At 62.3% G+C, this 12,272-nt stretch carries 13 protein-coding genes; 9 read left to right on the top strand and 4 right to left on the bottom strand.

Annotation, left to right across the window (positions count from 1 at the left end; genetic code table 11):
* The coding region (locus EN879_RS09480) for a transporter substrate-binding domain-containing protein (protein WP_245493810.1) at positions 1-354 on the bottom strand (354 nt) is incomplete at its 3' end.
* Between the two features lie 282 nt (positions 355-636).
* On the opposite strand from EN879_RS09480, the gene EN879_RS09475 reads away from it, so the two are divergent.
* The 3 genes from EN879_RS09475 to EN879_RS09465 all read left to right on the top strand — a co-directional run bounded on the left by EN879_RS09475 (position 637) and on the right by EN879_RS09465 (position 2,867).
* Positions 637-1,368 (top strand): LuxR family transcriptional regulator, encoded by a 732-nt coding sequence (locus EN879_RS09475; protein ID WP_013533651.1) that lies wholly within the window; start codon positions 637-639, stop codon positions 1,366-1,368.
* A gap of 96 nt (positions 1,369-1,464) precedes the next feature.
* Positions 1,465-2,103 carry an acyl-homoserine-lactone synthase gene (locus EN879_RS09470; RefSeq protein ID WP_013533650.1) on the top strand — a complete coding sequence of 213 codons (639 nt, stop codon included), beginning with the start codon at positions 1,465-1,467 and terminating at the stop codon, positions 2,101-2,103.
* Positions 2,104-2,117: 14 nt separating this feature from the next.
* Complete coding sequence (locus tag EN879_RS09465; protein WP_013533649.1) at positions 2,118-2,867, top strand: enoyl-CoA hydratase-related protein; 750 nt, start codon at positions 2,118-2,120, stop codon at positions 2,865-2,867.
* A gap of 48 nt (positions 2,868-2,915) precedes the next feature.
* Here EN879_RS09465 and ppk2 read toward each other — a convergent pair whose 3' ends face one another.
* Positions 2,916-3,824: a polyphosphate kinase 2 gene (gene ppk2 / locus EN879_RS09460; RefSeq protein ID WP_013533648.1), complete on the bottom strand. Its 909-nt coding sequence runs from the start codon at positions 3,822-3,824 to the stop codon at positions 2,916-2,918.
* Between the two features lie 121 nt (positions 3,825-3,945).
* Between ppk2 and EN879_RS09455 the strand changes: the two genes are divergently transcribed.
* From EN879_RS09455 to EN879_RS09445, 3 genes are all read left to right on the top strand, one after another.
* A complete protein-coding gene (locus EN879_RS09455) occupies positions 3,946-5,211 on the top strand; it encodes an ATP-binding protein (RefSeq protein ID WP_063170011.1) in 1,266 nt (421 codons plus the stop codon).
* Positions 5,212-5,323: 112 nt separating this feature from the next.
* A complete protein-coding gene (gene phoU / locus EN879_RS09450; RefSeq protein ID WP_013533646.1) occupies positions 5,324-6,049 on the top strand; it encodes a phosphate signaling complex protein PhoU in 726 nt (241 codons plus the stop codon).
* A 90-nt stretch (positions 6,050-6,139) separates the two neighbouring features.
* Complete coding sequence (locus EN879_RS09445; protein ID WP_013533645.1) at positions 6,140-7,150, top strand: magnesium and cobalt transport protein CorA; 1,011 nt, start codon at positions 6,140-6,142, stop codon at positions 7,148-7,150.
* A 154-nt stretch (positions 7,151-7,304) separates the two neighbouring features.
* Here EN879_RS09445 and EN879_RS09440 read toward each other — a convergent pair whose 3' ends face one another.
* Complete coding sequence (locus tag EN879_RS09440) at positions 7,305-7,823, bottom strand: GcrA family cell cycle regulator (RefSeq protein WP_063170012.1); 519 nt, start codon at positions 7,821-7,823, stop codon at positions 7,305-7,307.
* A 358-nt stretch (positions 7,824-8,181) separates the two neighbouring features.
* Between EN879_RS09440 and EN879_RS09435 the strand changes: the two genes are divergently transcribed.
* The 3 genes from EN879_RS09435 to EN879_RS09425 all read left to right on the top strand — a co-directional run bounded on the left by EN879_RS09435 (position 8,182) and on the right by EN879_RS09425 (position 11,452).
* Positions 8,182-9,381 (top strand): aspartate aminotransferase family protein, encoded by a 1,200-nt coding sequence (locus tag EN879_RS09435; RefSeq protein ID WP_063170013.1) that lies wholly within the window; start codon positions 8,182-8,184, stop codon positions 9,379-9,381.
* 17 nt (positions 9,382-9,398) lie between these two features.
* On the top strand, positions 9,399-10,310 hold the full coding sequence (argF, locus tag EN879_RS09430; RefSeq protein ID WP_013533642.1) for an ornithine carbamoyltransferase: 912 nt from the start codon (positions 9,399-9,401) through the stop codon (positions 10,308-10,310).
* Between the two features lie 110 nt (positions 10,311-10,420).
* The gene (locus EN879_RS09425; RefSeq protein ID WP_013533641.1) at positions 10,421-11,452 is read left to right on the top strand and encodes an Hsp33 family molecular chaperone; all 1,032 of its coding nucleotides are present in this window, start codon (positions 10,421-10,423) and stop codon (positions 11,450-11,452) included.
* Between the two features lie 47 nt (positions 11,453-11,499).
* On the opposite strand, the gene apaG is transcribed toward EN879_RS09425, so the two are convergent.
* Positions 11,500-11,892 carry a Co2+/Mg2+ efflux protein ApaG gene (gene apaG / locus EN879_RS09420; protein ID WP_013533640.1) on the bottom strand — a complete coding sequence of 131 codons (393 nt, stop codon included), beginning with the start codon at positions 11,890-11,892 and terminating at the stop codon, positions 11,500-11,502.
* Positions 11,893-12,272 lie beyond the last annotated feature (380 nt).

Genomic DNA, 12,272 nt, shown 5'->3' with positions numbered 1-12,272 from the left:
GGCGTAGGTCGCGCGCGATTCCGGTGTGGCGGCGATGCCGGCGATGATCGCCTCGCCTTCGCCTTTCCGCAGTGCGCCTTCCAGCTCGGCCCAGGGCAGGGCCTGGATCTGGCATTTTTCGACAATGCCAAGCTCGGCGCAGATGGCGCGTGCCAGATCGATGTGGAAGCCGGACAGCTTTCCCGCACCGTCGAGGAAGTTGAAAGGCGGGAAGTCCGTGGTGGTGAGGAATCTCAGCCGGGGCAGCTTCGAAAGGTCTGGCTTGGGCAGCCGCTCCTTGGCATCCCACAGCACCGGAACCTGAGGCGCCGCGGCGCGCGCACCGTCGGCGAACGACAGCAACCCGATCAGCATCGCAAAGGCGAAGGACCTCCACCGGAACGCCAAGATAAAACTCCGCCACAGTCGTGCTCGCACCGGTTTTGGTACGAAAATGGTACAGGCACAATGGTTTTTGATTTCAACACGCCGATTTCAGGATATGATTTAGCCGGTTTGCAAATCAGCTTCGGTCGCCTCGATGAGAGGGAGCCACAAAATAAGTATGCGATTTGCAATCCGTGGTCGGTGGCGAAGTGTAAATCAGGCACGCATCATTGGCCGCAATGCACAAGGCAACATGGGGTTGATGTTGCGATGGGTCAGTTCGATCGCACGCTGGAATACATAGACCAACTGCAGCACGCCGCAACGGCGGCGGCGGTCTGCGAAAGGCTGCTGGGCATAACATCGGATTTCGGTCTCACCGCACTGATGGCGGGAACCGTCCCGCAGCCAGGCACGCCGGCCGGCCAGCAAAAGCAGCATGTGCTTCTCTGCGATTGGCCTGGCGAGTGGCTGGAGCGCTATGTCGCGCGCAACTATGTCGATCATGACCCGGTCGTCAGCCATATGAAACAGTTGCAGGCGCCCTTCCAGTGGCACGAAGCGTCCCAAGGCATCCGCATAGACAAGAGCAGCGGCGAGGTGATGGGCGATGCCGGCGCCTTCAAACTGCGCGATGGGTTGGCCTTTCCGCTGATCACGCTCGACGGCCAGATCGTCATGGTGTCGCTGGGCGGCGAGGCCGTGGAATTGTCCGCCGCCGAATTCGGCCAGGTGTCGCTGGTCTCGACCTACGCGGTTGGCCGCGCCATGCAACTCCACACCATGGCGAACAGGACCATCGATCATATCGTGCTGACGCCGCGCGAGCGCGAATGCCTGCAATGGGCCGCCGTCGGCAAGTCCGAATGGGAGATTTCGCAAATCCTCGGCATTTCCGAACACACCTCGGAGAAACATCTTCTTAACGCCAAAAGCAAACTAGGTGCCGTCAACAGGGTGCAGGCCGTCGCGGAAGCGATACGGCGCGGCTACATTAGTTAGGTCGGCCGTGCCGACCTGAAATCCTTGCCTACGCGATCACGCAATTTTCTCATCAAAGCACGGCCGTATCTTCCTCTGAACGCAGGAGACGGCGGAATGCTTTTTTCCCTTACAACCCAGGAATTGATGGAACGTCCCGACCTTTGGGAGGCCGTCCATCGTTTGCGCTACAAGATATTCGTCGAGGAGATGGGGTGGGATGACCTCAGACGCCCCGACGGGCTCGAACTCGACCAGTTCGATCACGACGAGGCGGTCCATCAGATCGTCATCAGGGGCGGTGAAGTGGCGGGTTATCAGAGGATGTTGCCGACGACGCGGCCACATCTGCTGACCGAGGTCTTGACCGATCTTTCCGAAGGAACGCCGCCGTCGGGTCCAAACATCTGGGAATTGACCCGCTATGCGGTGGCTCCCGGTTTTCGCGATGGCCGTCGCGGCGTTTCGACCGTCGGCACCGAACTGATTGCCGGTTTCGTCGAGTGGGGGCTGAAGCGCGGCGTCGACAAGGTGATCATCGAGTTCGAGCCGATGTGGGTGCTGCGCGCCTTGCAACTGCATTTCCTGGCGACCCCGCTTGGCTATCAGCGCACCTATGGCAACCAGCAGGTGGTCGCCACCTTGCTGACCTTCAACGAGCACACACTCGATGTGGTGCGGTCGCGCCGCAATCATTTTGCTCCCGTGCTGGCCAGGGGATATCCCGACATGCTCGGGCAAAGGCGTGCGTCATGAGATCGGAGACAGTCATGAGCACACATCCGCAACCTGAACTTCGCAACCACACGCTGGTGGTCACCGTGTCGTCGAGTGACGGCCGGCCGGTGCTGGACAGGAGGGCCTATGAAAGCCTGGCAAGGACCTTCCATGAAGCAGCCGACAATGAGGAGGTTCGCGTCGTCGTCTTGCGCGGCCTGGCAGGCTGTTTCTGTCTGGGCGGCGACTTCTCCGAATTCCTCGACGCCACCAAGCACCAGAAACTGATCGCCGCCGTCACCGACCTGTTCCGCACGCTGGCGACGTTTCCAAAGCCCATCCTTGCCTGCGTCGATGGCGATGCCGTCGGTGTCGGCTGCACCATCCTGTTCCATTGCGACATGGTGATCGCGTCCGATGAGAGCACGTTCAGGGTGCCGTTCGTCGATTTCGGCCTGGTGCCGGATGCGGCGACCAGCATCCTGGCGCCGCAGAAGCTCGGCTACGCCGGTGCCTTCCGCTTCTTCTGCCTCGGCGACACGCTTCGCGCCGAAGATGCCAGGGCGCTCGGCCTGGTCGCGGAGATCGTGCCGGGAGGCACCGTCGAGGAGGCGGCCCTTGGTCGGGCAAGACAGCTCGTCAAGAAGCCGGTCGCCGCCCTGCTGCAGACGCGCGGCCTGCTGAAGGGGAACACCGAGGCCCTCTGCGATCGCATCGATCAGGAGATCTCGCTTTTCCAGCAGGCGCTGCAGGATGATACGACGCTGCGGCGATTGCAGCGTATCGCCAGGCTGGCGGCTTAAGCATCATGATTGCGTCGCGCGGTTCCTGCCGCGCGACGCAAAAAAGCGTCAATCCTGTTTTCCCAGGAATGACGGCCCTTCGCCGATGATCTTCTTGTCTTCCTTGCCGATGATTTCGAGATCGCGCCCCTCATAGGGCAGAGACGACAGGATGCGCCGCATGACCGCAAGCCGCGCGCGCCGCTTGTCATTGGCCCGTACGATGATCCACGGCGCGAATTCCTTGTGGGTGCGCTCGAACATTGTGTCGCGCACCTTGGTGTAGTCGTCCCACTTGGTGATGCCCGCAACGTCGATGGGCGAAAACTTCCAGCTCTTCAGCGGGCTGTAGCGGCGGTCGTGGAAGCGCTCGAGCTGCGTTTCCCGGCCGATGTTCAGCCAGAATTTGAAGAAGTGAATCCCCTCGTTGGAGATCATCCGCTCGAAATGCGGCGTCTCGTCGAGAAACTGCTCGTGCTGCTGCGGCGTGCAGAAACCCATCACCGGCTCGACGCCGGCGCGATTGTACCAGGAGCGGTCGAAGGTGACGAATTCGCCTGAAGTCGGGAAGTGGTCGACATAGCGCTGGTAGTACCATTGCCCCAGTTCGGTCGGGGTCGGCTTGGTCAGCGCCACGTTGCGTGCCGTGCGCGGATTGAGGTACTGGCGCACCACGAAGATCGTGCCGCCCTTGCCGGCAGCGTCGCGGCCCTCGAACAGCGCCATCACCCGTTTGCCGGTCGACTGCAGCCAGGCCTGCGCCTTGACCAGCTCGATCTGCAGCTTCTCGAGCGTCTCGTCATACTCATCACTTTTCATCTTCTTGTCGTAGGGATAGCCGCCGGCAGTCAGCTTGTTGTCCTCGACCCAGTCGGGAAGCACGGGGTTTTCGATGTCGAACTCCCGTTCCTTGCCGCCGATCCTGATCTTCAGCGGCCCCGAAGTTGGCGCGGCGGGACTTTCCTTGGCTTTTTTCATCGAGACGAACCCTTTCCAGCTTCCGGACTCATGCTATGGGGAGCCTCCGGAACGGTCTAGTGGAAGTTTTTCCGCCACCGTGGACCGGGTGCGAAGGCATGGGGTGCGGGCCCGCGGGCAGATGGCTGACCTGGACACAGAGCAGAGAGGCATCGCGCAAACCATGGCCGCACGGCTGTGGAACAGCCGCTGGCTGCTTGCGGCCGGCGTCGTCGCGGTCGTCGCCGTTTATGCCTTGGCCGGGATTTCAGCCTATGTCGTCCTCGCGGCGCTGCTGTTGCTATTTGCAGCGGCAATACTGCCGGCCGCCGGCGCGCGCCAATCCACTGGCAGCGGAGCCGCCATCGAGGCCACCGGCCTGCAGAGGCTCTCGGGTGAATATCTGGCCGCCGCCGTCGCCGATCCGCTGATCATCTTCGACCGGGCTGCCACCATCGTCCATGCCAACGCCGCCGCCTTCGCCGCTTTCGGCGGCATCGCGCCAGGCATGTCGCTGTCGCTGAAATTCCGGGCGCCGGAAATGCAGGCTCTGCTGGATGGCGTGCTATCGGGCGATGTCGCCTCCGATATCGTCGACTATACGGAGAAGCTGCCGGTCGAACGGGCTTACCGGGTGAGCGTGTCCTCGGTCGGTCACGCCACCGATCTCTATGTGCTGGTGTTCAAGGACCAGAGCGAAACGCGCAGGATCGACCGCATGCGCGCCGACTTCATCGCCAATGCCAGCCACGAACTGCGCACCCCACTTGCCTCCATCGCCGGCTTTATCGAAACGCTGCGCGGGCCAGCCCGCAACGACGCGGCGGCGCGCGACCAGTTTCTGCAGATCATGCAGAGCCAGACCGGCCGCATGGCGCGTCTGATCGACGATTTGTTGTCGCTGTCGCGGCTCGAGATGAAACCCTATCTGAAGCCGGGAACCGAGGTGGACCTGCGCCAGACCGTCGACAGCGTCATCGACTCGCTCGGACCGCTGGCCAGCGAAAACGCCGTTGCCATCGAGCGGCGCTACGCCGACGGACCGCTTCATGTGCCTGGCGATCGCGATGAGCTTTTCCAGGTTTTCGAGAACCTCCTGGAAAACGCCTGCAAATACGGGCAGTCGGGTGGGCGCGTGGTTGTATCCATAGCGCATAGCGATGCCGGACCAGAGCCGGGCATCGACGTGACGATCAGGGACTTTGGCCCTGGCATTCCCGAGGAGCACATTCCGCGCATTACCGAGCGCTTCTACCGCGTCGATGTCGAGACCAGCCGGACCCAGAAAGGCACCGGCCTCGGCCTGTCGATCGTCAAGCATATCCTGACGCGCCACAACGCCCGGCTTTCGATCAAGTCCGAAGTCGGCAACGGCGCGGCATTCTCGGTTCATTTGCCGGCGCACTGATATCGCCCTAATTCAAGGGCACTGTTTCTTTTTTCTGTCATCCGGCTAGCGTATCAGCGGGGATTCGAGGAAACGACTCAAAATCAAAACACCCCGTGGGAAGGCATTTGCCATGCAGTCCGTGCACATCGTCAGCGCTTATGACGAGGAGTTGAAATATCTGTCGAAGCGCATCGCCGCGATGGGTGGCCATGCCGAGCGCATGGTCGAACAGGCGGTCACCGCTCTCGTCAATGCCGACCCGGGCCTTGCCCAGAAGGTCATCCGCGACGATACCGTACTGGACGAGGGCCAGCGCGAAATCGACGACAAGGCGATCATCATCATTGCCAAGCGTCAGCCGATGGCGGCGGATTTGCGCGAGATAGTCGGGACCATCCGCATCTCCGCCGACCTCGAACGGGTTGGCGATCTCGCCAAGAACGTTGCCAAGCGGGTTGTCGCCGTCACCGACGGACGCCAGCCGACCAGCCTGTTCCGCGGCCTCGAGGCTCTGTCCAACCTGGCATTGACCCAGCTCAAGGAAGTGCTCGACGTCTACGCGTCCCGTTCGGTGGAGAAGATCGGCTTCGTGCGCGATCGTGACGACCAGATCGACGCCATGTACACATCGCTGTTTCGCGAATTGCTGACCTACATGATGGAAGATCCGCGCAACATCACGCCCTGCACGCATCTGCTGTTTTGCGCCAAGAACATCGAGCGTATCGGTGATCACGCCACCAACATAGCCGAGACCATCTACTACATCGTCACCGGCGATCAGTTGCCGGCTGAGCGGCCCAAGGGCGACAAGACCGACAAAATCAGCCTTTCCGAGACGCAGCCGGTGAAGTGAACGCCGCCTCTCGAACCGTCACCCGATTTACGATAAGCTTTCCGGGCTTTGCCTCTATCCTCGTCCGTGGATTTGCTCCGGGAGGTCGTGATGGAAAATGTTCGGAACCTGACCCCGGCGCCTGCGCCGATATCCGGCATTATCGCTTGCGGCGTTTACACCGCGGGCCGCCGCATCGCCGACATTCCCATCGAGGAAGCCGGCGAATGGGCAAAAAAATCCGGTCACGTCGTCTGGATCGGCCTGTTGGAGCCCGACCGTAACCTGTTGCTGCGCGTCCAGGCGCAGTTTCACCTGCATGAGCTGGCGATCGAGGATGCCGAGCACCCGCACCAGCGGCCGAAGATCGAGCAATATGGCGACGCCTTGTTCATCGTCGCCCGCACCGCGCAGCTGATCGAGGGCCGGGTCACCTTCGGCGAGACCCATTTGTTCGTCGGCTCAGGCTACATAGTCAGCGTCAGGCACGGTCCCTCGACGTCCTATGCCGCCGTTCGTCAGCACTGGGAAAGCTGCCCGCACTCGCTGGCCAAGGGCGAGGATTTCGTCCTCTATGCCATCCTCGATTTCATCGTCGACAATTACATGCCGGTGCTCGAGCAGATCGAGGACGAGGTCGAGGCGATCGAGGACAAGGTTCTGCTGAAGCCGATGACCGCTCCCGACATAGAGCGGCTCTATATGCTGCGCCGCGATCTCCTGCGCCTGCGCAATGCCGCGCTTCCGCTGGTCGAAGTCTGCCGAAGGCTGACCAGCGCCGAGCTGCCGCAGATCCACACCGCCATGCATCCGCTGTTCCGCGACGTCACCGATCACATCCGCACCGTTCAGGAGAAGATCGACAGCCTGCGCGAGGTGCTGGCATTCGCTTTCGAGGCGAGCTTGCTGGTCGGCCAGAGTCAGGAAACGGCCAACACCAAGAAGCTCGCTTCCTGGGCCGCAATCCTGGCGGTGCCGACGGCGCTCGCCGGCATTTACGGCATGAACTTCAGCGACATGCCGGAACTGAAGATGGAATACGGCTATCCGGTGGTTCTGGCCACGATCGCGCTGATCTGCGCGTTTCTGTATTGGCGGTTCAGGAAGAATGGCTGGTTGTGAAGTAGGGCAGTAGGGCAGTAGGGCAGTAGGGCAGTAGGGCAGTAGGGCAGTAGGGCAGTAGGGCAGTAGGGCAGTAGGGCAGTAGGGTGGCATTTCGTGAGCGCGACTTTCCGCGCACATACTGCCCTACTGCCTTACTCCCCTATTCCCTTATCTACCTGCTCCGCCGCCGCTCCGATGCCGGCTGGAATGCCACGCGGGCGTGGTACTTGCAGTAGGGACCGGTTTCGGCGGCATCGTTGCCGCAGAAATGGAAGTCCTCTGAAAGCGGATCGCCGTTCGGCCATTTGCAGGTCCGCTCGGTCAGCTCGACCAGCTGCAGATGCCGCGAGATCGGCAGCACGACATTTTCGACCGGGCGGATGTAATGGCGTGCCACGGGTTCGGCGTCGAACTGCGTCTGCAAAGCGGTCGCGCCGACCGATGTCGTGACATGGCGTGCCGTGGTTGCGGCGCGTGATACCGATTTCTGGACAGTCGATCCTTGCGCTGCCTTCTTCTGGCGTGTTGGCGTGGCGGTCGAGCGACCGCGGCCCGACAGTTTCAGCCGATGCACCTTCCCGATGACCGCATTGCGGCTGACCCCTCCAAGCTGCGCAGCAATCTGGCTTGCGCTCAGACCCTCCGACCACAGTTTTCTCAAGAGTTCTACCCGCTCGTCAGTCCAGTTCATGAGACCGCGCTCCTCTAAGCGTGCGGCAATCGGAATCCTTCTCCCGACCCGGCAACATTTGCCAGGGCAGACACCACATATATCTGGTGATTAGGTCCGCCGCACGAAATCTAGTTATTTCTCGACTACAACTACTCTATGCGCTGACTCGGTGACAAGAGTCCCAAGTGCAACACGAATCGGTTTTTTCGGTTTTCCCCAACTTGCCCGGTCGCTTATGAGCCGGCGTCCCGTCGGGGGGCTTGCCGCGCGCCACTACGCGACGTTTTCGTTGACTTCATGGCCGAAAAACAGGATAAGCCGCACAGGCCGCCGCTTTGGCGGCTTTTTTGATTTTCCGGTACCGGAGACGCATATAATGAGCGGTTCGGCGCTTTACGAGACCTTTGCTCGCGCACCCCTGGCCTTCGACCACGGGGAAGGCACATGGCTGATTACCGACAAGGGCGAGCGATATCTCGATTTCGCCGGCGGCATCGCCGTCAATTCGCTGGGCCACAGCCATCCGCACCTGGTCGCCGCACTCACCGAGCAGGCAGCCAAGCTGTGGCATGTCTCCAACCTCTACGAGATCCCCGGGCAGAGCCGGCTTGGCGAACGGCTGGCCGACGCCACCTTCGCCGACAAGGTGTTCTTCACCAATTCCGGCGCCGAGGCGCTGGAATGCGCGATCAAGACGGCGCGGCGCTACCATTTCGTCAAAGGCCATCCCGAGCGCTTTCGCATCATCACCTTCGAAGGCGCCTTCCATGGCCGCACGCTGGCGACCATCGCGGCTGGCGGCCAGTACAAGTATCTCGAGGGCTTCGGCCCCAAGGTCGAAGGTTTCGACCAGGTCGGCTTCGACGACATTGACGCCGCCGAAAAGGCGATCACGCCGGAGACGGCCGCGATCCTGATCGAGCCGGTGCAGGGCGAGGGCGGTATCCGCCCGGTGCCGACGCAGTCGCTGAAGCGGCTCAGGCAATTGTGCGAGCAGCACGGCCTGCTGTTGATCTACGACGAGGTCCAGTGCGGCATCGGCCGCACCGGCAAGCTGTTCGCACATGAATGGTCGGGTGTAACGCCCGACATCATGGCGATTGCCAAGGGTATCGGCGGCGGCTTCCCGATGGGCGCCTGCCTTGCCACGGATGAAGCGGCGGTCGGCATGACCGCCGGCGTGCATGGCACCACGTTCGGCGGCAACCCGCTTGCCATGGCGGTCGGCAACGCCGTGCTCGATGTCGTGCTGGAAGACGGCTTCCTCGAAGATGTCCAGCGCAAGGCGCTGCTGATGAAGCAGGGTCTGGCGTCGGTCGCCGACGAGTTTCCCGAAATCATCGAGGACATCAGGGGTGCCGGGCTGATGCTCGGCCTCAAATGCGCCATGCCCAACACCAAGGTGAACATGGCCTTGCGCGACCAGCACCTGTTGACGGTTCCGGCCGGCGACAACGTCATTCGCCTGTTGCCGCCGCTCACCGTCACCGACGCCGAGATCCATGACGCGCTCAACCGCATCCGCGCCGGCGCCAAGGGCCTGGCGGAGGCGATCGCTTCCGCCGCGGCGAAGTAATCCCGGAATCATTGCTGATGTCAGTTCGCCATTTCACCGATCTTTCCACCGTTTCCGAAGGCGACCTGCGCTTGATGCTGGACGACGCGGTGGTGCGAAAGGCGCGGCTCAAGGCCGGCGAGCGCACCAAACCGCTCGAAGGCAAGGTGCTGGCGATGATCTTCGACAAGCCGTCGACGCGCACGCGCGTCTCCTTCGACGTCGGCATGCGGCAGCTCGGCGGCGAGACCATCATGCTGACCGGCACCGAGATGCAGCTCGGCCGTTCCGAGACCATCGCCGACACCGCCAAGGTGCTGTCGCGCTATGTCGATGCGATCATGATCCGCACCACCTCGCATGAGCGGCTGCTGGAATTGACAGAGAACGCCACCGTGCCGGTGATCAACGGACTGACCGACGATACCCATCCCTGCCAGCTGATGGCCGATATCATGACCTTCGAGGAACATCGCGGTCCGGTAGCCGGCAAGACCATCGCCTGGACCGGCGACGGCAACAATGTGCTGCATTCCCTGCTCGAGGCCTCGGCCCGGTTCCGCTTCAACCTCAACGTCGCCGTTCCCGAAGGCAGCGAGCCGGCGCAGAAGCATATCGATTGGTCGCAGGCGCATGGCGGCAAGCTGCACTTCACCCGCTCGCCCGAGGAAGCCGTCGATCAGGCCGACTGCATCGTCACCGATTGCTGGGTGTCGATGGGCCAGGAGCATCGCGCCCGCGGCCACAATGTGTTCTCGCCCTACCAGGTCAATGCCAAGCTGATGGCGAGAGCCAAGCCGGACGCGCTGTTCATGCACTGCCTGCCGGCGCATCGCGGCGAGGAAGTGACAGACGAGGTTATCGACGGACCGCATTCGGTGGTCTTCGACGAGGCCGAGAACCGGCTCCATGCCCAGAAGGCCGTGCTTGCCTGGTGTCTAGGCGCTTGAAGTGTCTGGGCGCTTGATCCCTGGGAGCTTGATCTGCGGGCGTGTGATGCCTATTTGCGCCGCATCACGCAAATCAAGCGCGTTTCGACGCATGCGCCCCGGAGGGCGGCATGGCCGCGCCCTGGAGCTTTGTCATGTTGGAAACCTATCAAGTGACTGAACATCACCCCAAACTCGGCGAATTCGGCTATGCCGGCGACGATCACGTCGTGCCGTTCGAGGTCGGCCCTCTCGACGTGCGCGGCCGCACGGTCCAACTCGGGCCGATGCTGGACGCCATCCTCAGCCGCCACGATTATCCCGAGCCGGTCGCCCGCCTGCTGGCGGAGGCCTGTGTGCTGACCGTGCTGCTCGGCACTTCGCTGAAGTTCGAGGGCAAGTTCATCCTGCAGACCCGCACCGACGGACCCGTCGACATGCTGGTTGCGGATTTTTCCACGCCCTCGGCGCTGCGCGCCTATGCGCGTTTCGATGCCGACCGGCTGGAAGCGCTGGTCGCGGCGGGCGAAACCTCCCAACAGACGCTGCTCGGCAGTGGCGTGCTGGCGCTGACCATCGACCAGGGCGCCCATACGCAGCGCTATCAGGGTATCGTCCAGCTCGATGGCGAGACCCTGGAAGACGCGGCACGCACCTATTTCCGTCAGTCGGAGCAGATCCCGACGGATATCAGGCTGTCGGTGGCCAAGCTTTTGACGCCCGGTCCCGGCGGCGCCCGCGAGCAATGGCGCGCCGGCGGTATCCTGGCGCAGTTCCTGCCGCAGTCGCCCGAGCGCATGCGCGTCCCGGACCTGCCGGGCGGCGATGGCGATCCGCGTGAGGAGATCCACGATCCGGTCGACAATTCCTGGCAGGAGTTGCTGGCTCTGCTCGGCACCATCGAGCCGACCGAACTGATCGACCCGACGATCGGCGCCGAGCGGCTGCTCTACAGGCTGTTCCACGAGCATGGCGTGCGCGTCTTCGGCGGCGTTCCGGTCGCCGACCAGTGCTCGTGCTCCAGGGACAAGATCCGCGGCATCCTCGAGGGTTTTTCCGCCCAGGAGATCAAGGACAGCACCGAAGACGGCGGCATCCACGTCGCCTGCGAATTCTGTTCGAAGCAATATGATTTCGACCCGGCGGAATTTGCGGCCCAGTAGAGTAGAAACCACGCCTCACCGGTCGCTCCGCGGCCGGTGAGGCGAAATCAATTCACCGTCCGCCGCGTCCCCGGCAAGTCCAGCGAAAACGCCGGAATGGCGATGTCGAACGTCTCGCCCCGCTTGTTGCGCATCGTGTAATGCCCGACCATGATGCCGGACGGTGTCGAGAGCGGGCAACCGGACGTGTACTGGTAGCTGTCGCCGGGATTGAGTTCGGGCTGGTCGCCGACCACGCCGGGGCCGCGCACTTCCTCGACCCGGCCGGTGCCGTCGGTGATGTGCCAATAGCGCGACAGAAGCTGCACGAAATCGTCCGACTGATTGTCGATCGTTATCTGATAGCCCCAGACATAGCGGTTCTCCGAGGGATCCGAACGGTCCTCCAGATAGAACGGCCTGACCTGCACTTCGATGTTGCGCGTGACGGCGCTATACATAAGCGGCTCCAAAAAACGGTTCCAGCGGAACTTTCGGCGCTCCGTGCGGTTAGGTCAACCGATCGAAGCCTCCTCTGGCCGGCCTCGCGGGCAGGTGCCGACAAAGAATGTCATTTAAGTGACATATGACAATGATGGTGTGCGCGGACTGGTGACGCGCGACTCGGGCGCTCTGCTGAACTGTTGAAACCGGTCATCTTGCGGACCGGTTTTCCTGGAGTGACCGGATCTCGATGCAACTCACTCTCATAGCCGCCACGCTTTCAACCGTCCTCATCCTCTCGAATCTCGCCAGCATCGTGCTCGCCGTGTCGCGTCTGAGACGGCGTCGCACCATTGCGCCGCCGGCCGGCAAGCCGCGGCCGGTGTCGATCGTCGTG

The organism is Mesorhizobium sp. M7A.F.Ca.AU.002.02.1.1, from assembly GCF_003998535.1.
In the GTDB taxonomy this organism is placed as follows: domain Bacteria; phylum Pseudomonadota; class Alphaproteobacteria; order Rhizobiales; family Rhizobiaceae; genus Mesorhizobium; species Mesorhizobium ciceri.
The sequence above is the reverse complement of the archived record's forward strand: the minus strand, read 5'-3'. Positions and strand labels throughout refer to the sequence as shown.